Origin of the sequence: Natronobacterium texcoconense (assembly GCF_900104065.1) — an archaeon.
In the GTDB taxonomy this organism is placed as follows: domain Archaea; phylum Halobacteriota; class Halobacteria; order Halobacteriales; family Natrialbaceae; genus Natronobacterium; species Natronobacterium texcoconense.
Window position 1 is genome coordinate 527,630 of record NZ_FNLC01000002.1, and the last position, 24,068, is coordinate 551,697.

A 24,068-nucleotide genomic window follows, 5' to 3' on the forward strand; every position below is an offset into this window, starting at 1 on the left:
GCACGATACCACACACCAATGAGTACCGAAACCGCAAGTCCCGAAACGCCGTCGGGAACAGATACGCTGGCAGTGAAAGCGCTCGACAACGCCATAACCCTCAGTGCGCTCATTCTGTGGGCGATCGTTCTCTGGTGGGCGTGGACCCAGAACATTGGCCGAACCCAGTACGGCGTGTTGTTCCTCGGTGGCATCCTGGTAGTGTACATCATTTCAGAGGTGAAAGAAGCAGTCGCGGAGCAAGACTACCTCGATCTGCTGATCCTCGTTGCCTGTGGGGCAGTGATGGTAACAGCGACCATTTACATCTATACCGACTACGAGGCCTTCTACATCCGACGCCAGGGGTGGGCACCGGACCACGAGTACCGGCTCGCCTGGCTCGTCATCACGGTGATCCTCTATTTGACCTGGCGCTCGTACGGAAACGTCTTCCTCGCGCTCATCGGTGGCGCGATGCTGTACGCGATGTACGGTTACTACGTGCCGGGTCTGTTCGGCCACAGCGGTCTGGATACGATCCACATGTTGCAGATGCTGATCACCGACCTCGCCGGGTTCTACGGCTCGCTCACACAGCTTACAGCTGCCTGGATCGCCCCCTTCCTGCTGTATGCCGGCTTACTGTTCGCGTTCGGGGCCTTTGACCTCATCTTGCGAATCGCGATCGTCAGCGCCAAGTACATCGAATCCGGCGTCGCCCAGACCGCCGTCATTGCAAGCGCAATTATCGGATCGATCAACGGTAGCTACGCCGCAAACGCCGGTATGACCGGTTCCTTCACCATCCCGACGATGATGGATGCCGGCCTCTCTGGACGAACTGCCGCGGGAATCGAGGGAACCGCCTCGACCTCCGGGCAGGTCCTCCCACCTGTCATGGGTGCGTCGGCGTTCGTGATGGCCTCGATGCTTGGAATCCCGTACTGGAACATCATCATCGCAGGGCTCATCCCCGCCGCAATCCTCGTGTTTAGCATCCTCGTCGCCGTCCACTACACCTCGATCAACGAGATCGGGGGACAGGATATGGACTTCGAGGACTACTTCGAGTACGAGATGACGCGCTCGGACAAACTCGTACAGGGGATCCGATTCGGCGTCCCCTTTGCCGTCTTGCTCATTACGCTCGGGTACTTCCAGTATACGGTTATGACCGCAGCACTTTACACCATTGTCACGATGGTAACTCTCGGGATCGCGACCCCCGTGTTGCAGTCGGGATACAACATTCAAACCGGTGCCAGCGAGTCGGCGTACGTCGACGACGTCAATGGCGTCTGGTCTCGAGAGTGGTGGTCCCGCGGCCGCGTTCGTCCAGCCGTCCGGAAGGTCGGTCACGTCCGTCCAATCCACACGGTCCTGGGGACTGCTCGAACGATCCGTCGCTTCAAACCGGTTGAGACGTTCCTCGAGGAAGTCTCGAACACGATCCACGGGTTCCGTCGCGGGGCGATCATCCTCGCACCGATCGCGATCATCCTCGCCGCAGTCAACGGCGTCGTCGACCTACTGATGACCACCGGCGTCCCCTCGAGGATCGCGATCATGCTGATGCAACTGTCGGGCGGTATCCTGCTGATCGCGGTGCTGTTCGGGATGGGCGTCTGTATCATCATGGGCGTCGGGATGCCGACGGTGGCGGCCTACGTCATCGTCTCGACGCTGGTCGCCCCGACGTTCATCAACGTCTTCGAGGTGCCCGAACTGGCGGCCCACTTCATGGTCTTCTACGCCGCGGTGATGGCAGGCGTGACGCCGCCGGTGGCGATCGCGGTCGTGGTCGCTTCGGGAATCGCCGGCTCGAACTTCTGGCGATCCTGTGGGAAGGCGATCACGATCGCCGCACCGCTTTTCGTGTTGCCGATCTCCTTTATTTACCACCCCGAGATCGTCTCCACCGTGATCGACGCCCAGTCGCTGTTTACCGGCGCGCTCGTCATGGGCGGTTCGATCACGATCATCTTCGCACTCAACTACCCGTTCGAGTTGCGACGGCGATTCGGGCTGCCGCTTCGCTTCGGGCTGTTCTGGCTCGGCGCGTTCGTGATGGTCTACCCCGGCTGGATGCTGCAGGCAGCAGGGATCGCCCTGTTCGTTGCCACCTTCGTCAGCGTCCGCTACGTGGCCAACGGCTACGAACTGCCCGTTCCGGCGGCAATCGAGCGGTAAACTCTCTTTTCGCGCTCTCGTCTCACCTGTGATTTCGTACGCGAGACGTCAGAAGCGACGAGCCGAGACGACGAGCGTGGCACTTGCGAGCAGCGAGACGATCAGTCCGCCGAAGGCGACGCCGTACGTACTCAGCTCCGCGATGAACCCGACGTAGGCTGGGCCGAGGCTCCCGATTCCCATGTAAATCGTCCTGAAGCTCCCGACGTCGGCGCCTGCGCTCGAATCAGGTAACGTGGACATCACGTGTGCGAGCAGGGGCGGCGTCACGGACATGAGTCCGATCGCGAAGAGCACGACGGCCCCGAGCAGAGTCCACGTCGATTGGGCGAAACCGAGCGCCACCAGCCCCGCTGCACCGATCGTGAGCGCACAGACTGCAGTCCGAAGTCGTCCGAACCGGTCGCCGAGGTTCCCCGAGATCGGTTTCATCACTATCCCGACGAGAAAGAGCGACGCGAACGCAGTCGCTGCCAGTCCCGCGGACAGTCCCTTTTCGGACTGGAGGAACGTCGGAAGAAAGCTGACAGCACCCTGCCAGGTGAGAAAGAACAGACAGAACGCAAGAATCAGCCGCTGGCTTTCGCGGCCGAAGACGACCCGCTCCAGGGTCTCCCGGACGTCGAAACCCACTCGTGACAGGGCGTACGGTTCGTCGTTCCAGGTGTGAATCAGGAAAGACGTAGCGACGGCGAGGACGATGACCGGTGGAAAGGCCAGTCGCCACTCGCCGGTCGCGAGGGCTGCGGCCGCCAGCCCCGCCGACAGTCCACCGCCGATGTCCCAGAACGCAGTGTAGATACCGAACGCTCTCCCCTGCCGTTCCCCGTACAGCTCCGACAGTAACGTGTAACCGGTCGCCGGATACGTCCCGGAACATAGCCCCAGGACGCCGACGCCGATCAGGTAGCCCACGAACGTGGTCGACGCCGTCACGATGGCGAATCCGGCGACGAACCCAGCTAGTCCGAACACGAGAACCGTCTTGCGACCGGTCACGTCCGACACCCGTCCACCGGGGTACTGCCCGAGCGCGTTCAGCCCCCACATGACCGACAGTCCGAGCCCCGCCTGAAACGGCGAAATTTCCAGGTCGGCGATGATAGCCGGCAACAGCGGTGCCATGACGAGCAGTCCGACAGCGATCGTTCCGAACCCGCCCGACACCGCCGCGAGGACGCGAGTCCGATTCTCGCTGCGCACGTTCCCGGTACCGTCGCTCTCGAGGCTGTCACTCGAGGGCGGATCGCCGTCACCCATCACTCGAATCGGTGTTCGACGATCAGAATCCCTCCGTTCCCTCGAGTCGATGCTCTTCGGCGACGTCTTCGTCGAGTTCGACGCCGAGTCCCGGCTCTTCGGGCACCTCGATGTAGCCGTCCTGGATCAGCGGCTCCTCGCGCTCTATCAGGTCGTCCCACCAGTCGACCTCGAGTGCGTGATACTCGAGAACGTCGAAGTTCGGGATCACAGCGCCGAGGTGGACGCAGGCCATCGTTCCGATTGGGCTACAGACGTTGTGTGGCGAGAGCGGGATGTAATTCTCCTCGGCGCGATCGGCGATCCGCATCGTCTCGCCGAGACCGCCGACGGTGGTCGGATCGGGCGTGACGACGTCGACGCCGTGGTCGTAGAGTAACTCGGAGAACTCGTGGACGCGAAATCGGTTCTCGCCGGTCGCGACGGGTGTTTTCGTCGCCTTCGTGACTTCTTTCTGCGCGCCCATATTCTCCGGTGGAACCAGGTCCTCGAGCCACATGAGATCGTAGGGCTCGAGTTCGTGGGCGAGTCGTTTCGCGCTCTCGACGGTGTAGTCCCAGTGACAGTCGAACGCGAGGTCGACGTCGTCGCCGATCTCCTCGCGGACGGCCTCGACGATCTCGCGTTTGTCGGAGACGGCGTCGTTCGTCAGCCGCCCGTTGAACGGATCGGGTTCGTTGTCCATCTCGAGGTCGAGGTCGAACTTCAGCGCGGTAAAGCCCATGTCGACGACGCGGCGTGCCTCGCGGGCGTACGATTCCGGCGAGTACGCCTCGGCGTCGGCGTACTCGGTGTAGCCGTCGTCGACGGCGTAGGCCTCGCCAGCGTGACAGTCGCAGTAGATTCGTACCTCGTCGCGGAACTTGCCGCCCAGTAGCTGGTAGACGGGTACCTCGAGGACCTTCCCGGCGATATCCCACAGCGCGATTTCGATGCCCGAGGCGGCAGTCACGACCTTGCCGGTCGTCCCGCCGTGGCCGGACATCTCCTGGATTATTCGTCGGTAGAGCCGCTGGACGTCCAGCGGGTTCTCGCCGAGCAGGAACCGCTCGGTGTACTCGACGAGTTCGGGGACACCGCCGCCGCGGTAGGCCTCGCCGATACCGGTGACGCCGGCGTCGGTCTCGATCTGGATTAGGTTCCACTCGAAGTTGCCGTCGACGACACAGGTCCGGATATCGGTAATCTCGACCTCGCGGTCGTCGGCGCGGTTCGTGATCTGATTGGAGAAGTCTTTCATTGCTCTGGTATTGCGAACTGCTCGACCGCAGCCTCGTCCAGTTCGACGCCGTGTCCCGGCCGTTCCGGGAGTTCGATCTGTCCGTCCTCGTCGGGTACGAGCGGTTCCTCGACGACGTCGTCGAACACTTTCACGTCCATGTCCCGGTAGAAGTACTCGACCCACAGCGCGTTCTCGATCGCACCGACCAGCGACGCGTGGAGGTTCCAGTTGTAGTGGGGTGCGATCGGCACGTCGAGCGCGGCCGCATAGTGGGCGATCTTCAGCCACTCCGTGATACCGCCACAGACCGTCACGTCGGGCTGGAGGATGTCCGCCGCGCCGTCGCTGTACAGGCGCTCGAAGTCGTACCGTGGCCCCTCGAGTTCGCCTGTCGCCACCGGGTACGGAATCGTCCGGTTGAGTTCGGTCATCGCCTCGACGCTGTCGATCATCACCGGTTCCTCGATGAAGTAGGGGTCGTAGGGCTCGAATGCGCGACAGGCCCTGATCGCCTCGGTTGCAGTCGACCAGGCGCCGTTGGCGTCGAGCAGGAGGGTTCGATCGTCGCCGATTTCGTCGCGGACGGCCGCGACGCGGTCCACTTCTTCGGGAGTCGACCGACGACCGACCTTCATCTTGACGACGTCGTGGCCCTCGTCGACGTATCGACGCATCTCCTCGCGCAACCCCTCGTGGCCCTTCTCCTCGCGGTAGTAGCCGCCGCTCGCGTAGGACGGCACTTCGTCGGCGTGACCGCCGAGTAGCTTGTACAGCGGCTGGTCGGCCGCTTTCGCCTTCAGATCCCACAGCGCGATGTCGACCGTCGAGATCGCACGCAGGAGCAGGCCCGAGCGACCGATCTGGACGGTTCCGTCGTACATCTCGCGCCACAGGCGTTCGGTGTCCCGCGGATCCTCGCCCTCGAGCATCGGTGCGAGCAGCGACTCGACGGCCTCGGCGATCAGCTCAGCCCCCTCGTAGCCCAGCGAGTAGCCGACGCCCTCGAGTCCCTCGTCTGTTCGAACGTAGGTGATCGCGTGGTCCCGATAGGTCAGCGTCCGGGTCGCGAACGAAACCGGTTCCTCGAGCGGAATCCGTATCGGGACGCTCTCTATTGCTGTGATCTCCACACGCTTCCCACCACGAGGACGGTAAAAAAGGATACACCGCGGTCGGCCGGCTCGCGCCGTCGGCGAGCGCGGAAAGGGGTCACTACCGAGAGAACCGATTCGGAAACGACCGCGTTCCGGCCGACAGGAGGACCGATCACTCCACGACGTGATCGTCCGCTCGCTCGGGTTCGGAGTAGGTGGCGTGTAACTCGAGTTCGTTCGCCGCCGCGAGCAACAGGTCGGGGATGGTCTCCCGGAACCGCTCGCCGGTCAGCCGGTGGGAAGGCCCCGCGACGACGAGCGCGCCGAGGAGGTCGTCGCCCCGTTCGACCGGCACCGCGACGCCGTTGAGTCCGTCGACGTGTTCCTCGCGATTGAACGCGACGCCACGGTCGCGGACCCCCTCGAGTTCCTCGTAGAACCGGTCGCGGTCGGTAATCGTCTGCTCGGTCAGCGCCGGCAGCCCCCACCGATCGAGGATCTGGTCGACGCGCTCTCTCGAGTACGTCGAGAGGATTGCCTTCCCTGCCGACGAGCAGTGGAGGTGGATCTGTCGACCGACGCCGAAGCCGGCACTGACGCCCTTGCTGCCGGTCTCGACGTGGACGTAGATGCCGAGGCCGTGATCCTCGACGACGAACTGCGATCGCTCCTCGGTTTCCTCGGCCAGCGTCCGGACCTGTCGTCGGCTCATTTCGTAGGCAGGGTCTCTCGTCCGGGCGCTCTGGCCCAGCCGGAGGAATCGCAGTCCGAGCTGGTAGCGCTCGCCATCGCGGGAGACGTACCGCAGTTCGGCGAGCGTCTGCAGGTGGCGATACGTCGTGCTCTCGGCCATCTCGAGGTGGTCGGCGATCTCGGAGAGTCGCGAGGGGCCGAGTTCCTGCAGCGCGTGAAGCACCTCGAAGCTCGTTCGGGTTCCCCTGAGCCCGGCCCCTTCGCGCCCGTTGTTCCCGTCCATACGCCCAGTACCACCACGATCGGGTTAAGTAATTCCGCGCTGTGAAATCGACCGGTCGCCGGTCGGTCCGTCGTCGTCGATCCTCCGGTCGGTTCGGTCGCTTCGTCTCCGATTCCGCTGTCCGGAGGATTAGCGGGAGGTAACCCGTCCGATATCGTTCGTTATTACGGGTGTACGTGTGTAAATCGGAAGCAAACCGGTCGGTGGTTCCGACATCGCCGGCACGCCGACTCGAGCAGGCCGAACGACGAGAAGGAGAACATTCCGGAGAGCGGAATTCAGGCGTCCGGCCAGCGTTCGATGTAGACCGTCTCGTCGGTGTAGAAGTGGATCATGTCCTCGCCCTGGGCGTGGAGGTCACCGAAGAACGAGGCTTTCCGGCCGCCGAAGTGGAAGAACGGCATCGGCGCGGCGGTGCCGGCGTTGACGGCGAGATTGCCGACCTCAGCCCGGTGGCGGAACGTGCGAGCGTCCGCACCCCGGCCGGTGAACAGGCTGGCCGCGTTCCCGTACTCGCTGTCGTTGACCCGCTCTATCGCGTCGCCGACGCCGTCGACGGCTGCGAGCGCGACGACAGGTCCGAAAATTTCCTCGCGTGCAATCTGCATTTCGGGCGTCACGTCGCCGAAGACGGTCGGGCCGAGGAAGTTACCATCCTCGTACCCGTCTGGGGAGACCTCACTCCCGTCGAGCAGGAGTTCTGCACCCTCTTCGATGCCGCTGTCGACGTACTCGCGGACCCGTTGCTCGTGGTCGGGCGTCACGAGCGCCCCGATATCGGTCTCCTCCTCGAGGCCGTAGCCGACAGTCTGCGCTCGCGCTTCCTCGACGACGAGGTCGGTAAACTCGTCGTACACGGACCGCTCGACGAGGACGACGTCGTTCGCGAGACAGCGCTCGCCGGCACAGGCGAACGACGACCCGACCGTCTTCTCGGCCGCGAACTCGAGGTCGGCTGTCTCCGTGACGACGACGTGGTTCTTCGCGCCGCCCTGGGCCTGGACGCGTTTGCCGTGGGCGGCCGCGGTCTCGTAGACGTGTTTCGCGACGGGCGTGCTCCCGACGAACGAGACGCCCGCGACGTCGTCGTGTGCGAGTAAGGTGTTGACCGTCTCGGGCCCGCCGTTGACCAGCTGGACGACGCCGTCGGGGAAGCCGGCTTCGTCGATCAGTTCGAACAGTCGCTGGGGGACGAGCGGATCCTGCTCGCTGGGCTTCAGGACGAAGCTGTTGCCGGTCGCGACGGCGTACGGCAGGAACCACAGGGGAATCATCCCCGGGAAGTTGAACGGCGTGATCGCGGCGAACACGCCCAGCGGCTTGCGGACCGCGCTCTCGTCGATCCCAGGCGCGGCGTTCAGCAGCGTCCCGCCCTGCATCATCGAGGGAATTCCGCAGGCGACCTCGACGTTCTCGATCCCCCGCCGGAGTTCGCCACGAGCCTCCGCGAGCGTCTTCCCGTGGTCTCGGACGAGGATCTCGGCCAGTTCCTCCTGGTGGTCCTCGAGCAGTCCCTTGAGTTCGAACAGCGGTTGAATCCGTTCCTCGACGGGGCGAGTCGACCAATCGGCGAAGGCTTCGTCCCCCTTCTCGACGACCCGGTCGACGTCCGCTGGCGAGCTAAAGGGCACGGTCGCGAGTCGGTCGCCGGTCGCCGGATCGACGACGTCCCGTTCGTCCGTTCCCGACGGTCGCCGCCACTCCCCGTCGACGTAGTTCCGTACCTCGTCGGCCTCGGAGAGCGCCTCGAGCTGTATCATGCGGTATGGTACATCGAACCATGAAATAAGAGTTTGGAACGGTCGGCTGTCGTCTTCGATTTCGTCGGTTCAGTGAAACCGTGCAGCGAGGGCTGGAGGGGTGAACAATGCCGTTCTCACAAACTGTTATTGGCCTGGCCGTTGCGTGTTACTCGTACCCATGCAGGCCTCCGACGACGCGACTATCCCACACTGGTACGATCCGGATCGACCACCGGTGTCGATCACGGACGGCGACGGCGTCCACGTGACCGACGACGAGGGCACCCAGTACCTGGACTTCCTCTCACAGCTATATTGCGTCAACGCCGGCCACGGCAACCAGCGGATCGTCGACGCGATGACCGAACAGTTAGAGCGAGTCCAGTACGTCTCGCCGTCGAAACGTACCCCGGCTCGAGCGGAACTCGCCGAGGAACTGCGATCGATCGCGCCCGGGTCGCTCTCGGACGTCGTCTTCTCGGTGTCCGGCAGCGAGGCCAACGAACTGGCGATGCAGTTCGCCCGCGAGTACACGGGCGCGTCGAAAATTCTCACACGCTGGCAGTCCTACCACGGCTCGACGTACGCCGCGGGCGCGCTGACCGGTGACCCCGAGACGCGCAACGCCGTCGAGTCCCACGCCGCGACCACCGGCGTGACGAAGTTCTTGCCGCCGCTGTCGTATCGCTCGCCGTTCGACGCCGACTCACCCGAGGAACTCGCGGAGAAGGCGGCCAACCACCTCGAGTACGTCATCCGAAACGAGGGACCGGACAGCATCGCGGCCATCGTCATGGAGCCGATTGCTGGGACCAGCGGCGCTTACACCGTACCGCCGGGCTACTTCCAGCGAGTGCGCGAACTCTGTGACGAGTACGACATCCTGCTCGTCGCGGACGAGGTCATCGCCGGGTTCGGTCGCTGTGGCGACTGGTTTGGCATCGACACCGAAGGAGTCGAACCGGACATGATCACCTTCGCGAAGGCAGTAACGAGCGGCTACGCGCCGCTTGCCGGGGTCATCGCCAAGCCGGAGATCACGACGGACCTCCGCGAGGACGGGTTCCCGCTCGGCCAGACCTTCGGCGGGCATCCGGTGGCCTGTGCCGCCGCCACCGCCGCGATAGAGGAGTACCGCGACGGACTCATCGAGAACGTCCGGGAACACGAGGCGACGTTCGAGGCAGCGCTGGCGACGCTCGAGGAAGAGCACGACGTCGTCGGCACCGTCCGGGGGCGCGGGTTCCACTGGGGCGTCGAGTTCGCAGATCCCGAGACGGACGAACCGTTCCTCGATCCGTGGACCGAGGACGGACACAACCCCGTCAACGACGTCATCGCCGGGGCTGCCGACCGCGGCGTGCTGGTCGGCAGCGGCCGGCCCACGACGCAGATCGTGCTCTCGCCGCCGTTGCTCGCCGGCGAGGACGAGATCGTGACGGCCGTCGACGCGGTGAGCGAGGCGATCGACGACGCGTTCGAATAGCGTTCGAACGGTCCGCGTCGGGGCCACGACGTTTGATTTACTGGCGCGACAGCGACGCTTGATTTACGGCAGCCAGTCCGAGAGTTCGCGAGTTACCGCAACGTCAACTTTTTTGCCCTTCTCGTCGGGGATTACGGACGAATATGGATCTACAGATCGACGGCAACGCGGCGCTGGTAACGGCGTCATCGAGCGGTCTCGGCAAGGCATCCGCGAAAGCACTCGCGCGCGAGGGGGTCAACGTCGTCGTCAACGGTCGCGACGAGGATCGACTCGAGGACGCGAAAGCGGAGATAGAAGACGTCGCGACGGGCAAGGTCGTCACCCAGCAGGGCGACCTGACGGACGAGGACGACGTCGAACGGCTGGTCGAGACGACCGTCGACGAGTTCGGCGGACTCGACCACCTCGTCACCAGCGCAGGCGGGCCGCCATCGGGCCCGTTCCTCGAGACCGACGACGAGGACTGGTACGAGGCCTACGACCTGCTCGTGATGAGTGTCGTCCGGCTGGCACGCGAGGCCGAACCCTACCTGAAAGAGAGTGATCACGGGACGATCGTCAACATCACCTCTCGCAGCGTCAAGGAAGCCATCGACAGCCTCGTACTCTCGAACTCCGTCCGGATGAGCGTCATCGGCCTCGAGAAGACGCTCTCGAAGGAGTTCGCGCCCGACGTTCGGACGAACGCCGTCCTGCCCGGACCCCACGAGACGGCTCGCATCGAGAACCTCGTCGAACAGGCGGTCGAGCGCGGTGATTACGACTCCTACGAAGAGGGACTCGACGACTGGGCGGGTAACCCGCTCGAGCGCGTCGGCGATCCGATGGAACTGGGTAACACCGTCGCGTTCCTCTCGTCGCCCGCGTCGGGGTTCATCAACGGCGAGAGCGTCCTGATCGACGGCGGCTCCACGGGGGCGAACCTATGAAACCCGTCGAGTTCGACGACGCGGAGACCTACGAACCCGACGAGGGGTGGCAACGCCGCGCGCTCGCCGGCAGCGACCAGTTCAGCTTCGAGTGGTTCGAGAAGCCGCCGGGCCACAGTTCCCCGATGCACTCCCACGAGAACGAGCAGGTGTGTCTCTGTCTCGAGGGCGAACTCACAGTCACCACCGAGGACGGCGACGCCGTCACCCTCGAGAAGTACGATTCGGTACTGCTCGAGTCGGACGAACCCCACAAGGTCGAGAACACCGGCGACGAACTCGCCGTCGGGCTCGACGTGTTCGCGCCCGGCCGCTCCTTCGACTTCTGGACCGACCGAGAATGAAGTACCTCGCACGCACCGCCGACGGCCGACCGCTGCTGGGCGACGACGAAGGGTACGTCCCGCTCTCCGCGGCCGTTCCCGACGCGAACGCCGTCGAGGACGTCCTCTCGCGAGCCGCGGCCGGAACGCTACCGGACCTCGAGGACGTGCCGGCCGACCGTCTCGAGCCCGACCACGTCCGGTTCGGCCCGCCGCTCGAACGGTTCGGCAAACTCTGGGGTATCGGTCTGAACTACGAGGACCACGCCGGCGACCTCGGCGAGGACCGTCCGGAGGAGCCAGCGAGCTTCATGAAGCCCTCGACGGCCGTGATGGGTCCCGGCGGTCCGATCCGGCTGCCGCCGGCCGAGCAGAGCGACGGCGTCACGGCCGAGGCCGAACTCGCGGTCGTGATCGGCCGCGCGTGTCGCGACCTCGAGGACGAGTCGACCGTCGACGACGTCGTCGCCGGCTACCTGCCGGTGATCGACATGACCGCGGAGGACATCCTCCAGCGGAATCCGCGATTCCTGACGCGAGCGAAGAGCTTCGACACGTTCCTCGTCGTCGGGTCGGCTATCGCCGTTCCCGAAGCGCCGCTGGATCTCGAGGAACTGTCGGTCAAGACGATCGTGAACGACGACGTCGCGGCCGAAAACGAAGTCCGGAACATGCTGTTTCCGCCGCGAGAGATCGTCGCCTTCCACTCCCGCGTGATGGCACTCGAGCCCGGCGACCTGTTCAGCACAGGTACGCCCGGCGCGGAACCGATCGAACCCGGCGACCACGTCCGTGCCGAGGTCGAGCGAGTCGGGGCGGTCGAGGCACCTGTGGTTCGCTGAGGTCGCCGCCGAAGCCCCGTTCTTCGGTCGGTGCGTACACTGAACTATCTGGGCCACGAACGCTCGAGACGAGATGGCAGCGGACGACGACGGCCGAACCGGACTCGAGGTGTCGGGACAGCGAGACTGGTTTCGATTCGGCGTCTATATCGCGTTCCTGTACGCGGGGTTTACCCTCGTTATCCTCTACTTGCTCCAGTTCGACACGACCGTCGGTCTCGTCGTCGCCGTCGTCGGGAGTATCCTCTACGGGATCGGGATCATGGTGTACGTGCTGTATTTCACCTGAGGGGCTCCGGAATCGGTACGGGAACCGAGATATCGCTCAGCCCGACCGACTACCGTCGTTGTCGTCCGAAAACGTCGCGATATCGAGTCCGCCGTCCGGGGTGACGTAAACCCCGACACCTCTCGGGTCGTCGTGGACGGTCCACTCGAACGAGGTCGACTGCTGGTCGTTCAGGACGACGGCGAGTTCGTACGTCGTCCCGCTGGAGACGTCGAGCAACTGGGTGAAGCCCGTTTCGCTCGAGAGCGTATAGGCGTCGTCGAGCACTTTCTCGTCACTCGATTTCGTGGCTGGCGTAACGGTAAGCGCGACCTCGTGTTCGCCGTCGTCGAAGTTGAAAACCCGGACGGGATACTCCCCGTCGCCCCTAGTAGTTTCGACGTCGACGCGCTGGAATCGTTCGTCCGTGACCCGGTACGTTCGGGGAACGCTGGCGTATTCGGAAGCTGTGGCCGGTCGAAGCAGCCCCTCGGTTTCGGTACTCCCGGAGCAACGAGAGACGACGTACAAACTCGAGTCCACCTCGCGGTCGAAACGGGCAGAGCACCGTACCGAGATGGAGGTCGGACTGTTTCCCTCGAGGATGGCGTTGTGATAGGCGGCCGTGTCGTACTCCTCGACAAAGTCGACGGCCGCCTCTCGCGTGAGTGGATCCGGGATCTTCGGGTATTCCTTCGAATCCGGCGAACTACTCAAGCATCCTGCCGTCGATAGCAGGAGCGCGGGGGCCGCTCCGGTGAGATACTGTCGCCGGTTCATATCACCACCCATTGTGTCGGCAGATAAATCTCTTCTCTCCGTTCGAAGCGCTTCGACCGGAGTCGGAACTTCGATTCCGTGATCAGTCGATCGCCGTCACCACTGGACAGTCCGCCGAGAGCAACACCGACTGGGTCACGCTGCCGAAGATCGCCTTGCCCGTCGGACTCCGCTCGCGGCCGCTCACCACGATGAAATCCACGTCGAGGTCCGCGGCGGTGTCGACGATCGTCTCCGCGATATCACCGTGAGCCCGCCGTTTCGTCACCGACGTCCCTGTCTCCTCGAGTTCAGCGAGAACCGCCGCTGCGTTCTCGGGGAACGATCCCTCCTCGTACAGTTCCTCGGAGCTAAAGTCTCCGCCTTCGTCGATCACGTCGACCTCTTTGACGACCTCGAGGGCGATTACCTCGAGGTCCGTGGGATCGCCGGGTAGCGATGCGACGACCTCCGCCGCTCGTTCAGTTCGCTGTTCGTCGAAGCCGACCGGGAGCAACACGCGAGTCATGCTAGCCGCCACCACGACCTCGAACTTAAGCGTCGGTCCCGCCGCTCGACTCGAGCGTTCGAACCAGCAAAGCGTTTTAGCGTTCCGTCGAGACCACACGGTAAATGAACCGACGGCTACGATGTTACGACTGCGGGGAGACGTTCGAGGTCGACGAGCGGAAACGCTGTGTCTGTGGCGAGCCGCTGTGGTTCGACGTCGATACAGCGGGGTTCGAGTGGCCCGACGAGGACTGGACAGCCGGAATGTGGCGGTACGTCGACGTTCTTCCGGTCTCCGAACCGATCGGTCCGACGCCCGGAACGACGCCGCTCGTCCGCGCCGAGGAACTCGAGGAGTACGCCGGCTGTCGACTCTCACTCAAGCCCGAGGGACAGAACCCCACGGGCAGTTTCAAGGACCGGGGCACCGCCGTCGGCGTCAGCTACGCCGCGGCGACTGGCTACGACTGGATCGGTACCGTCTCGCACGGCAACATGGCACTGAGCACGAGCGCCTACGCCGCGAGCGCGGGCCTCGAGGCGGCCGTCTTCGTCCCCGCCGACACCCCACCGGAGCGACTCGAGTTGATCGCCCGCCACGACCCCCGTATCTTCCGGGTCGAGGGCGACTACGGGCAACTGTACGCGGACACGCTCGCGCTCGAGCACGGCAGCGATCTCGACGTCACCTTCGTCAACTCCGATACACCGTTGCGAGTGGCCGGCCAGAAGACGGTCGGCTACGAGATTCTCGAGGAGTTCGAGCCCGACGTACCGGACGCGATCGTCCTGCCAGTCAGTAGCGGCGGCCACGCCAGCGGCATCTGGAAGGCGGTCCGGGAACTCGAGGATGCGGGCCTGCTCGAGGAGACGCCGCGACTCTACTTCGTCCAGGCGGGGCCGTGCGATCCGATCGCGACGGCCTACCGTGAGGGTCGCGACGAGGTGACGCCGATCGATCCGGGAGAGACGATCGCCGTCTCGATCGCGAACAGCGATCCGCCGAGCGGCACCCGGACGCTGCGAGCGGCCCGCGAGACCGGCGGGGCGGTCGTTTCCGTCCCGGACGAGGCGACCCGTGAAGCGATGGATCGGCTGGCGACGACCGCTGGCCTCTCAGTCGAGCCCTCGAGCGCCGTCGCGCTCGCCGGCGTCCGGCAACTCTCCGAGTCCAGCAAACTGGCACCCGATGACGACGTCGTCACGGTCCTCACGGGCTCGGGGTACAAGGAACGATACGACGTGGACGTCGACTCTCGGGCGCGGACGATCGATCTCGCAGATCTCGAGGACGAACTCGCCGCTGCAGTCGACGGCTGAACGGCGTCTCGACTTCGCCATCTAACGACGGCCGACTACATCTCGAGTTCGCCCATCGCCGCGAGGTCGTCGGCCACCGCGTTCACGGCGTCGACGACGACCTCGCCGACGGTCTCGACGGTCTCCTCGCCGATCGTCAGCGGCGGCGAGAGCATGAGGTGGTCGCCCGCGACGCCGTCGACCGATCCCGATCCGGGGTAGGTGTAGACGTCGCGGTCCATCGCTTCCTCGTACACTCGCTCGTAGACGTTCAGGTCGGGATCGAACGGCTCTTTCGTCTCTCGGTCGGCGACGAACTCGAGGCCGATCATCGCGCCGGCGCGTCGAATCTCCCCGACCATCGGGTGGTCCCGCAGTGGTTCGAGCGTTTCCTCGAGTTGTGCCCCGCGTTCTCGGCCGGTCGCCAGTACGTCGTCGGTGTACCGCTCGAGGACGTGGTTCGCGATCGCCGCCGACAGTGGGTTGCCCGAGAAAGTGTGGCCGTGTGAGAACGAGCCGCCGTCGTCGGCGTCGAACGCTGCGGCGACCTCCTCGCGGACTAGCGCCGCGCTGATGGGCGTGTAGCCGCTCGAGAGCCCCTTGCCGACCGTCAGGACGTCCGGCACTACGTCGAATCGTTCTGTCGCAAACATCGGGCCGGTGCGACCGAAGCCAGTCATGATCTCGTCGGCGATAAAGAGAACGTCGTACTCGTCGCAGATCCGTCGGACCTCCTGGTAGTAGACCGGATGGGGGTGTGCTGCGGGGATACTCGAGCCCGATATCGGTTCGGCGACGAACGCCGCGACTGTTTCGGGTCCTTCACGGCGGATGGTCCGCTCGAGTTCGCCGGCGGCGGCAATCGCCTGCTCCTCGGGCGTCCCCTCGTACTCCCAGCGGTAGGGGTAGGCAGGCGAGACGTGGGGCCACCCCTTCAGCTGTGACTCGTAGGTCGTCCGGCGACTCGTGTTACCCGAGGCCGACAGCGCACCCAGCGTCGCGCCGTGGTAGGACTGCCAGCGGCCGATAATCGTACTCTTGTGGGGATTCCCCCGTTCGCGGTGGTACGCCCTGGCGAGCTTGAACGCCGACTCGTTCGCCTCGCTACCCGAGTTCGTAAAGAAGACGGCGTTCAGGTCACCCGGTGCTCGTTCGGCGAGAGTCTCCGCGAGTCGCTCCGGTGTCTCGTTCGAGAAGTGTGAGAGACTCAGGTAGGAGACGTCCGCTAGCTGGTCGGAGAAGACGTCCTCGAGGCCAGGCAGGGAGTGGCCGAGGTTGACGACCGCTGCACCCGCCGCGGCGTCGACGATCTCCCGACCGTCGGCCGTCACGAGGAACTCGTCGTACGCCTCGACGATCTCGGGGAAGTCGGGCTCGAGCCCGCCACCCCACTTGTAGAAGACGTTGTTCTCGAGAGTCATGCCAGGTGAACCGACGACTGGCCAATTAATCTTTCCGGACGTCGTTCGCCGCCCGGCTCGACGGCGGACGACTCGGTAGTCATATATTTACAACTTCCCACAAATAAGTTGATATTCGAAACACCGATTTCGTTCACAGACGGTCTACCAAAACCACTGAAGTCATAGTAATAGATTGTGACGTCAAATACTGTGTATCTGCTCAAATTAGCAGCTAAACCGATTTCGGAAGTTAGATTCCGGCGACGAGATCAGCGGTGGTGTCGGTAGATGATCTCGGACAGAATCAAAAGTGTCATATTTGTATCTATGCTTCTAATCTGTTCTTTCTCTCGAATGCCGACGGCAGAGACGACTCGAGGTGACGATAGTCGGCCGTGCTTACGAATTCCGGGCAAGCGACGAAGTGTCGAGGTGTCCAACGAGAGGACCACGCTCGGAGACGCCCCGCGTGGGCGAGAGCGAGACCACTATGAGTGACATCGGATATCACGCGTCTCACGAACAGTTTGCACCCTCGGAATTACTCGAGTACGTCGAGCTCGCGGGTGAGTACGGCTTTACCGACGTGCTCGCCTCGGATCACTTCCACCCCTGGAGCGAACGTCAGGGGGAGTCGGGGTTCGTCTGGTCGTGGCTCGGCTCCGCGATGGAACGAACCGAGATGGCGTTCGGGACGGTCAACGCACCCGGCTACCGCTACCATCCCGCGATCATCGCACAGGCGGCGGCGACCCTCCGGGAGAGCTACCCCGAACGATTCTGGCTGTCCGTCGGGAGCGGCCAGTTGCTCAACGAGGGAATCACCGGAACGAACTGGCCAGTAAAGGGCGATCGAAACGACAGACTCGAGGAGTCAGCCGAGATCATGCGACGGCTCTGGGACGGCGAGGAGGTCACTCACGAGGGACAGATCACCGTCGAACGGGCACGACTCTACACCCGATCGGAGACGCCACCACCCCTCGTCGGAGCAGCACTCTCCGAGAAGACCGCTCGCTGGCTCGGCGAGTGCGAGTGGACCGACGGCATGATCACTATCGGGACGCCGGATCAGGAGGGACTCGAGGGGCGCATCTCGGCGTTCCGGGAGGGCTCGCCCGACGGCGACGTCTACTGCAAGGTCCAGCTCTCCTACGACAGCGACGAGGACGCCGCGCTCGAGGGTGCCTACGATCAGTGGCGGACGAACTGTGTCCCCGGGCCCGTAACGCAGGAACTGCGAACGCCCGAGGAGTTCGACGAACTCGGCGACGAGATCAGTCGAGAGCAGGTCGCGGAGAACGTCCGAATCTCGGCTGACCTCGACGAACACCGCGAGTGGCTCGCGGCGGATCTGGACCTCGGCGTCGACAAACTGATCCTCCACAACGTCAACCGGGAACAGGAGAGGTTTATCGAGGCCTTCGGCGAGTCGGTGATACCGGAACTCGAGTGAGACGGACTGCTGTACCGATTTCCCGGTGTGACCACAAGGTGGGTGGCGGCCGTTCCGGACCAACTTCCAGCAGTCCGAATGGGGCCGAGGCTTATTAGACAGATCGTGGTCCGTTCCGTATGGTCGACAGCAGAACCTACGCGTTCGAGGGAACGGAACCCGACGTCCACGAGGCTGCGGCAGTGAGCCGGGAGGCGACCGTCGTCGGCGACGTCGAAATCGGAGCCGACGCGAGCGTCTGGCCGGGTGTCGTCCTCCGTGGTGACGTCGGGCCGGTTCGCGTCGGCAGAGAGACCCACGTCGGCGACAACGCGACGCTGCACGCCGCCACGCTCGAGGATCGCGTGATGGTCGGTCACGGCGCAGTGCTCAACGAGGCGACCGTCGAAGAAGGAGCGCTGGTCGGATTCAACGCGACGATCAATACGGGTGCGACGATCGGTGCCGGAAGCATCGTCGCCGCCGGGACCGTGGTTCCGGACGGCTACGACATCCCGGCCGAGTCGTTCGTCCGCGGCGTCCCGGCCGAGACCACGCCGCTCGAGGAGACGGGAATCGACGCCGAGGCGGTCTTCGAGGAGTTCTCCTCGGGGGAGTATACGAACCTGGCCCAGCGTCACGAGGAACTGTTCGACGAGTAACCTCCACTACGAGCGGTTTTTTAGCTGGCTGGCAACTCGGCGTCCTCGGGCGGTAACGCTCCGCGTCAGTCGCTGAATTCGACGTCGGCTATTTCGGTGGTCCTGACGACGCGCCGATCTCGAAAATCTCCTCGTACAGCGTTTCGGCGAGTCGGTCCAGGTTCTCCTCGGCTTCGCTCGCGTCCATCGTATCGCCGACGCCCTGCCACTCGACCGATAGCTGGGTTATCGGCGCGACCGGAACGCCCCCAACTGTGACGTCGCCGTCGGGGGTGTGGACGATCCACTCCGTTCTCGAGCCCGCGGTCGTACAGGTGACGTCTTCGATGGTTCCGCCGGCCTCGTCCCACCGGGAGACGAGTTCGTCGGTAATGCGGCGGAGTTTTCGTTCGCCGAGGAGGTGGACGGCGAATCCGGTTCCCAATAGTACGAGGAAGGCGACGGCTGCCACCGGGAGCCCTCCATACGGGACGTTGACCGACGCTGCGAGTGTTGCGACCACGACGATCAGGCCGACGACCCGGAGGTCGAACGCGGTCGGGACCGTTCCGCCCCAGTTGCTTGCCGTCTCCCCTGCGGACTGCTCGAGTTGCATCTTGTTCGAGTCTGGTGGGGTCGTACGGGTAGTCGTTCGCCTGTCCCACTGCTGTCTTTATACGTGTCTCACAGCTGTTACTCGATTCTGAGTAGTCGCTAAAACAGGACTGTCCCGACTGCTCGAACGTGGGATTTCGAGTCGGTTTTATTACCTGTCCGTCCGAACGGTCGACCATGTATCGCGTACTGCTGCCCGTCGACACCAGCGAAGACCGCGCACTCGCACAGGCTGAATACGTTTCGTCGTTGCCCGAGGCGAGCGAAGACGTCGAGGCGTACATCTTGTTCGTCTTCCAGGGCGACGACGAGGACCTGCCCGACGAACTCGAGCAGTTCAAGTCCGCCTCGCGGGTCGGCTCCGTCCGCCGTGCGCGCGAACGACTCGAGGAGGCCGGCATCGAGACGACAGTCCTCGAGGACAGCGGTGACGCTGCAGCGGACATCCTCGACGTCGCCGAGGAGTACGACGTCGACTCGATCGTCCTCGGTGGCCGGAAACGTTCGCCAGTCGGCAAAGCCATGTTCGGGAGCGTGACCCAGTCGGTCATTCTCAACACCGACCGACCCGTGGCCGTAACGGGAAGCAGTGGCGAGTGAGTGGTTCCCGAACGGCCGATGAAACGTCGTGGTAGACGCCTGCAACGGGGAAATCTATTTCTCCGGTCGTGTCGACGTGATGGTTGTTACCGATGTACGACCGAATTCTCGTTCCGACCGATGGGAGCGAAGCGGCGACGACTGCGACCGAAGAGGCAGTCGACCTGGCCGATCTGAACGATGCGGAGGTTCACGCTCTGTACGTCGTGGAACCAATCCCACTCGGTGGGTTCACTGCCGGCGCTGAACCGGCGTCGGCCGGCTGGGACGACGTCGTCGAAGAACAACGGGCAGAAGGAGCGACCGCAACTGCGTCGGTCGCCGACCTCGCAGCCGACCGCAGCGTCGACGTCGTCGAGGCCATAGAACACGGCAAACCGAACGAACAGATCCTCGGGTACGTCGACGAACACGCGATCGACGCGATCGTGATGGGGACACACGGCAGGTCGGGCGCGGATCGACTCGTCGTCGGCAGCGTCACGGAGAAAGTCGTTCGCAAGAGCGACGTGCCAGTCCTCACAGTCCGAAAGGGGTGAGCTGTCCGCTATCGCTCGAGCAGGAAACCGACGCGGCTCTCTTAAGCGAGCCACTGGTGAAGTCCAATCCCCTTCCGGCTCGAGTTCGAACCACGCCACCAGCATGGCTCGACGATACGCCGGCGACGTTCGATGGGGGTGGACCTGTCCGCGCTGTGACTCGGAGGCACCCGTTAGGAAGGATCCGTCGTCGGAGACGTTCCGGTGGGAGTGTTCTCGAGACGACTGTCCGGCGGTCGGATTCGGGTTCCGATCGCGACGCCGCGCACGGATCGCGCTCCGGAAGTACTGCGACCGGTACGAGAGTATTTATCGATAACCGCTCCAACCGATTGCGACACCGATCGGTTTCCGGGCAGACAGTGTCTTGTTCCAGCCGAAGGGGGACTCTCCAAACATATTTGTTGTTCGTCATAATCCAAATACTACCCTATTACATATATTTATCGAGACGGTGTTTCGATATAGCGTACTCTTGTTCGAATTCGTACCGATAGAGACGTACAAGAGCTACATTAGAGGTCTTACGGGCGCTGACTTCTCGGTCGATCGTCCGGAATGTCGGAGACGAACTGTACTCCAATAAATCGTCGAACGGGGTTCGAAAACGGCTTTATTATACGACAGGTGAAATAGACGTCTGGTTGTTCGACTGTATTATATGTCTCTAAAAATATGTGCTATTTTATCCGACTGCTTCGGCAGTCAGCGGTTGCAACTCGAGTCAGTTCAGTAACTCGTCCTACAACTTTGGCGTCGGCATGTGTCTCGAGTCCTCGACGCTGACTTTCGTGATTCTGTGGTTCCGGATCCGGGAATTTCGAGTGCGAGAGGATCTCGAGGGCCGCTGTGAGTGAGACGATCGCATCTCAACCGACGTTGGTCGCATCGGCCTGCTGGAGGTCCTCGTACTCGACGATCCGGGATGCCTTCGTCTCGATGGCCTCGCCGGTCTCCGGTTCGAACAGGTAGAGGTCGTCGGGAGCGAAGTCGATCCGGACCCGATCGCCACGCGAAAACCGGACGTGAGAGTCGATGCGACCAGTCAGTTCGACGCCGCCGGTCTCGAGGTAGACGACGTTCTCGTCGCCCATCGCCTCGACCACGGTCACCTCGACCGGGACCCCACCGCTCTCGACGATCGAAACGTCTTCCGGCCGGATACCGACGGTCACCCGATCGTAGCCCTCGAGGGTTGCGGAGAGCGAGTCGATCGACCGCTCGTACGTGAACTCCCCTGGCCCGTCGAATCTGGCCGTTCCGTCGACCGATTCGACCGACGTCTCGAGGAAGTTCATGCTCGGACTCCCCAGGAACCCGGCGACGAACTCGTTTGCGGGATCGAGGTACACCTCCTCTGGCGGCCCGACCTGCTGGAGTTCGCCTTCGTTCATGACGGCGATTCGGTCGCCCATCGCCATCGCCTCGGTCTGGTCGTGGGTGACGTAGACGGACGTCACGTCGAGTTCCCGCTGGAGGCGGAGGATCTCCTTTCGCATGTCGTCTCTGAGCTTCGCGTCGAGGTTGCTGAGCGGTTCGTCGAGCAGGAAGACGGTCGGATCGCGGACGATCGCGCGTCCGAGCGCCACGCGCTGTTGCTGGCCGCCCGAGAGTTCGCCGGGCCGATCGCCGAGCAAGTCTTCGATGCCGAGCATCTCGGCGGTCTCCTCGACCCGGCGTTCGATCTCCTGCTCCGAGTAGTCCGACGACAGTCGGAGCCCGAATCCGATGTTCTTCCGAACGGTCATGTGCGGATACAGCGCGTAGTCCTGGAAGACCATTGCCACGCCGCGTTCCCGGGGCCGTACGTCGGTGACGTCCTCGTCACCGAAGACGATCGATCCCGACGTGACGCTCTCGAGGCCCGCGATCATCCGTAGCGTCGTCGTCTTCCCACAGCCACTCGGTCCGACGAAGACGAGGAATTCGCCGTCCTGGATCGAGATGTTCATATCGTCGACCGCCTGTACCGCTTGCCCGCTCGGGTCGTATATCTTGTCAACGCTCTCTAGTTCGATCGACGTCATTCGCGTATATGCTATCACTCCATCAGTATTAATGTGTAGGGTTATTCACCGGTGCACTCGAGGCGAGAGAGGGGAGAACGAGGAAGTCGAGGCGATCACATCGAGTTCGTGAACCCGCGGACGAAGTGTTCCTGCAGCCACAGGAACAGCACGATCATCGGGACGATCGCGATCGTCGCTGCCGCCATGATCTGGTCGAAGTAGATCCGGTGGTGGCCCGTTAGCCGTTCGATGGCCAGCGGGATCGTGAACAGTTCCTCGCTCTCCAAGATCACCAGCGGGTAGAGGAACATGTTCCACTGAGTGATAAAGAGAATGATCGCGAGCGCCGCCAGCATCGGCTTCATCGCCGGCAACACGACGCGGTAGAAGATCTGGAACTCCGATGCGCCGTCGATCCGTGCGGCGTCGAGCCACGAGTCAGGAATCGACAGCATGCTCTGGCGCATCAGGAAGATCCCGATGGGATTGGCGAGAAACGGCAGGATCAACGCGATGTGTGTGTCCAACAGACCGAACTGCGCCATCAGCAGGTACATCGGGATGATCATGATCTGGACCGGCAACACCAGTGTCGCCAGGATGAAGTAAAACAGCGGCTCCCGGTACTTGAACTCGTACTTCGCGAACGCGAAGCCGGCGAGCGCACACAGGAACAGCGAGATCACGGTGTAGACGGTCGCGACGAACACGCTGTTCCAGACGCTTCGCAGGTAGGGAAACCGCGCCTCGAGCGCCTGGACGTTCTCTATGAAGTGCGTCCCGGGCAAGAGTCGCGGCGGGAGCGTGAAGAACTCCTCCTGTGGCAGCGACGCCGCGACGATCATCCAGTACAGCGGGACGAACGTGATCACGACGACTACGAGTAGCGAGATGTACACCGCGAATCGAACGGGAAGCGATTCCTTGGAGTTCGTTGTCGACATACTTACTCACCTCCGACCTTCAGCTGGACGTACGCCAGGATGGTGACGAACACGACGAGCGCGTAGGTGATCGCGCTCGCGTATCCGAGGTTGAATCGGCTGAACGCTTCCTCGTACATGTACATCACGACCGTTATCGTCTGGTTCGCTGGTCCGCCGTCGGTGATGATCATCGGTTCCGCGAACAGCTGTAACGAACCGATCGTCGAGAGCACGATCACGAACAGCAGGATCGGTCTGAGCTGGGGAAGGGTGACGTACCGGAACTTCTCCCAGCGGTTCGCGCCGTCGATCTCTGCAGCCTCGTAGAGTCGCCTGTCGATGCCCTGGAGCCCGGCAAAGAGGATGAGCATGTTGTAGCCCATCCACCGCCAGTCCAGTGCCATCGCCAGGGAGACTCTCGACCAGAAGCCGTCGGTTCGCCACGGGATCGTCGGCAGTCCTGCGGCCGTGAGCACGTAGTTGATGAACCCGAAGTTCTCGGCGAACATCACCAGGAAGATCGCCGAGTACGCGACGTAGTTCGCGGTGACCGGAATCGCGATAGCTGTCCGGAAGTACCCCGAGTACTGCATGAACTTCGCGTTCAACATCAGCGCGACCAGCAGCGACACAAGTACCATCAGCGGCATCTGCAACAGCGTGATGACGAGCGTGTTCTCCACCGACTGGATGAACAGGGCGTCGCCGAACAGCCGCTGGTAGTTCGCCAGCCCGACGAACTCGAGGTTGGAGATCCGGGGCACGCCGAACTCGAACACGAACAGGTCGAACTCGAGGATGTAGCCGGAGCCTCGGCCGTGGTACCTGAAAAACGACAGGTAGAACGTGTAGGCGACCGGAAACGCCAGGAACAGACCGAACAGTACGTAGAACGGAAGGATGTACAGGTACGGAACGCCCGGGAAGCTCGGTAACGCGTCACGGACGGCGTTGCGTTTGGTCCGGACGCTGGTTCTTACCGACTGCACTCGCCGTTTGTCCCGCAGCGACATGT

At 63.3% G+C, this 24,068-nt stretch carries 24 protein-coding genes; 12 read left to right on the forward strand and 12 right to left on the reverse strand.

Features of this window, described 5'->3' with window-relative positions; translation table 11 throughout:
- The first annotated feature begins 18 nt into the window (after positions 1-18).
- Positions 19-2,172, forward strand: coding sequence for a TRAP transporter permease (locus BLR35_RS10020; RefSeq protein ID WP_090381182.1), 2,154 nt, complete (start codon positions 19-21; stop codon positions 2,170-2,172).
- A 48-nt stretch (positions 2,173-2,220) separates the two neighbouring features.
- On the opposite strand, the gene BLR35_RS10025 is transcribed toward BLR35_RS10020, so the two are convergent.
- From BLR35_RS10025 to BLR35_RS10045, 5 genes are all read right to left on the reverse strand, one after another.
- Positions 2,221-3,432: an MFS transporter gene (locus BLR35_RS10025; RefSeq protein WP_090381184.1), complete on the reverse strand. Its 1,212-nt coding sequence runs from the start codon at positions 3,430-3,432 to the stop codon at positions 2,221-2,223.
- Positions 3,433-3,454: 22 nt separating this feature from the next.
- Entirely contained in the window at positions 3,455-4,672 is a 1,218-nt protein-coding gene (locus tag BLR35_RS10030) for a mandelate racemase/muconate lactonizing enzyme family protein (RefSeq protein WP_090381186.1), read from the reverse strand.
- Positions 4,669-5,784 (reverse strand): mandelate racemase/muconate lactonizing enzyme family protein, encoded by a 1,116-nt coding sequence (locus tag BLR35_RS10035; RefSeq protein WP_090381189.1) that lies wholly within the window; start codon positions 5,782-5,784, stop codon positions 4,669-4,671. Before BLR35_RS10035 ends, BLR35_RS10030 begins: the two co-directional genes overlap by 4 nt.
- A 136-nt stretch (positions 5,785-5,920) precedes the next feature.
- On the reverse strand, positions 5,921-6,724 hold the full coding sequence (locus BLR35_RS10040; RefSeq protein ID WP_090381191.1) for an IclR family transcriptional regulator: 804 nt from the start codon (positions 6,722-6,724) through the stop codon (positions 5,921-5,923).
- Between the two features lie 278 nt (positions 6,725-7,002).
- Positions 7,003-8,484, reverse strand: a complete 1,482-nt coding sequence (locus BLR35_RS10045; protein ID WP_090381193.1) for a CoA-acylating methylmalonate-semialdehyde dehydrogenase — start codon at positions 8,482-8,484, stop codon at positions 7,003-7,005.
- A 160-nt stretch (positions 8,485-8,644) separates the two neighbouring features.
- Here BLR35_RS10045 and BLR35_RS10050 point away from each other — a divergent pair, with 160 nt between their 5' ends.
- From BLR35_RS10050 to BLR35_RS10070, 5 genes are all read left to right on the forward strand, one after another.
- The gene (locus tag BLR35_RS10050) at positions 8,645-9,952 is read left to right on the forward strand and encodes an aminotransferase family protein (RefSeq protein WP_090381195.1); all 1,308 of its coding nucleotides are present in this window, start codon (positions 8,645-8,647) and stop codon (positions 9,950-9,952) included.
- A gap of 143 nt (positions 9,953-10,095) precedes the next feature.
- Positions 10,096-10,884 (forward strand): SDR family oxidoreductase, encoded by a 789-nt coding sequence (locus BLR35_RS10055; RefSeq protein ID WP_090381199.1) that lies wholly within the window; start codon positions 10,096-10,098, stop codon positions 10,882-10,884.
- A complete protein-coding gene (locus tag BLR35_RS10060) occupies positions 10,881-11,228 on the forward strand; it encodes a cupin domain-containing protein (protein ID WP_090381202.1) in 348 nt (115 codons plus the stop codon). The genes BLR35_RS10055 and BLR35_RS10060 overlap by 4 nt, the downstream gene beginning before the upstream one ends.
- Positions 11,225-12,049: a fumarylacetoacetate hydrolase family protein gene (locus BLR35_RS10065; protein WP_090381204.1), complete on the forward strand. Its 825-nt coding sequence runs from the start codon at positions 11,225-11,227 to the stop codon at positions 12,047-12,049. Before BLR35_RS10060 ends, BLR35_RS10065 begins: the two co-directional genes overlap by 4 nt.
- Positions 12,050-12,122: 73 nt before the next feature.
- The gene (locus BLR35_RS10070) at positions 12,123-12,338 is read left to right on the forward strand and encodes a hypothetical protein (protein ID WP_090381207.1); all 216 of its coding nucleotides are present in this window, start codon (positions 12,123-12,125) and stop codon (positions 12,336-12,338) included.
- A 36-nt stretch (positions 12,339-12,374) separates the two neighbouring features.
- Here the strand turns inward: BLR35_RS10070 and BLR35_RS10075 are convergent, their stop codons facing one another.
- Both BLR35_RS10075 and BLR35_RS10080 read right to left on the reverse strand, forming a co-directional pair.
- The gene (locus BLR35_RS10075; protein WP_139169267.1) at positions 12,375-13,097 is read right to left on the reverse strand and encodes an Ig-like domain-containing protein; all 723 of its coding nucleotides are present in this window, start codon (positions 13,095-13,097) and stop codon (positions 12,375-12,377) included.
- Positions 13,098-13,179: 82 nt separating this feature from the next.
- Positions 13,180-13,605, reverse strand: coding sequence for a universal stress protein (locus BLR35_RS10080; RefSeq protein WP_090381212.1), 426 nt, complete (start codon positions 13,603-13,605; stop codon positions 13,180-13,182).
- 104 nt (positions 13,606-13,709) lie between these two features.
- Between BLR35_RS10080 and thrC the strand changes: the two genes are divergently transcribed.
- Positions 13,710-14,906, forward strand: coding sequence for a threonine synthase (gene thrC, locus BLR35_RS10085; RefSeq protein WP_090381215.1), 1,197 nt, complete (start codon positions 13,710-13,712; stop codon positions 14,904-14,906).
- 35 nt (positions 14,907-14,941) lie between these two features.
- Here the strand turns inward: thrC and BLR35_RS10090 are convergent, their stop codons facing one another.
- Positions 14,942-16,306, reverse strand: a complete 1,365-nt coding sequence (locus BLR35_RS10090) for an aminotransferase family protein (RefSeq protein WP_090381218.1) — start codon at positions 16,304-16,306, stop codon at positions 14,942-14,944.
- A gap of 472 nt (positions 16,307-16,778) precedes the next feature.
- Between BLR35_RS10090 and BLR35_RS10095 the strand changes: the two genes are divergently transcribed.
- Together BLR35_RS10095 and BLR35_RS10100 are read left to right on the forward strand one after the other, a co-directional pair.
- Positions 16,779-17,744 carry a TIGR03885 family FMN-dependent LLM class oxidoreductase gene (locus BLR35_RS10095; RefSeq protein WP_090382925.1) on the forward strand — a complete coding sequence of 322 codons (966 nt, stop codon included), beginning with the start codon at positions 16,779-16,781 and terminating at the stop codon, positions 17,742-17,744.
- A gap of 119 nt (positions 17,745-17,863) precedes the next feature.
- On the forward strand, positions 17,864-18,385 hold the full coding sequence (locus BLR35_RS10100) for a gamma carbonic anhydrase family protein (protein WP_090381221.1): 522 nt from the start codon (positions 17,864-17,866) through the stop codon (positions 18,383-18,385).
- Positions 18,386-18,473: 88 nt separating this feature from the next.
- On the opposite strand, the gene BLR35_RS10105 is transcribed toward BLR35_RS10100, so the two are convergent.
- Positions 18,474-18,980, reverse strand: coding sequence for a hypothetical protein (locus BLR35_RS10105; protein ID WP_090381224.1), 507 nt, complete (start codon positions 18,978-18,980; stop codon positions 18,474-18,476).
- Positions 18,981-19,156: 176 nt separating this feature from the next.
- Here BLR35_RS10105 and BLR35_RS10110 point away from each other — a divergent pair, with 176 nt between their 5' ends.
- The 3 genes from BLR35_RS10110 to BLR35_RS20975 all read left to right on the forward strand — a co-directional run bounded on the left by BLR35_RS10110 (position 19,157) and on the right by BLR35_RS20975 (position 20,437).
- Positions 19,157-19,579 (forward strand): universal stress protein, encoded by a 423-nt coding sequence (locus tag BLR35_RS10110; protein WP_090381226.1) that lies wholly within the window; start codon positions 19,157-19,159, stop codon positions 19,577-19,579.
- Positions 19,580-19,671: 92 nt separating this feature from the next.
- The gene (locus tag BLR35_RS10115) at positions 19,672-20,118 is read left to right on the forward strand and encodes a universal stress protein (protein ID WP_090381229.1); all 447 of its coding nucleotides are present in this window, start codon (positions 19,672-19,674) and stop codon (positions 20,116-20,118) included.
- A 103-nt stretch (positions 20,119-20,221) separates the two neighbouring features.
- On the forward strand, positions 20,222-20,437 hold the full coding sequence (locus tag BLR35_RS20975; RefSeq protein ID WP_090381231.1) for a hypothetical protein: 216 nt from the start codon (positions 20,222-20,224) through the stop codon (positions 20,435-20,437).
- Positions 20,438-20,987: 550 nt separating this feature from the next.
- Here the strand turns inward: BLR35_RS20975 and BLR35_RS10125 are convergent.
- The 3 genes from BLR35_RS10125 to BLR35_RS10135 all read right to left on the reverse strand — a co-directional run bounded on the left by BLR35_RS10125 (position 20,988) and on the right by BLR35_RS10135 (position 24,066).
- Positions 20,988-22,145: an ABC transporter ATP-binding protein gene (locus BLR35_RS10125; RefSeq protein ID WP_090381234.1), complete on the reverse strand. Its 1,158-nt coding sequence runs from the start codon at positions 22,143-22,145 to the stop codon at positions 20,988-20,990.
- Between the two features lie 95 nt (positions 22,146-22,240).
- Positions 22,241-23,071 carry a carbohydrate ABC transporter permease gene (locus BLR35_RS10130; protein WP_090381239.1) on the reverse strand — a complete coding sequence of 277 codons (831 nt, stop codon included), beginning with the start codon at positions 23,069-23,071 and terminating at the stop codon, positions 22,241-22,243.
- A 2-nt stretch (positions 23,072-23,073) separates the two neighbouring features.
- Complete coding sequence (locus BLR35_RS10135; protein WP_090381242.1) at positions 23,074-24,066, reverse strand: carbohydrate ABC transporter permease; 993 nt, start codon at positions 24,064-24,066, stop codon at positions 23,074-23,076.
- Positions 24,067-24,068: the final 2 nt, after the last annotated feature.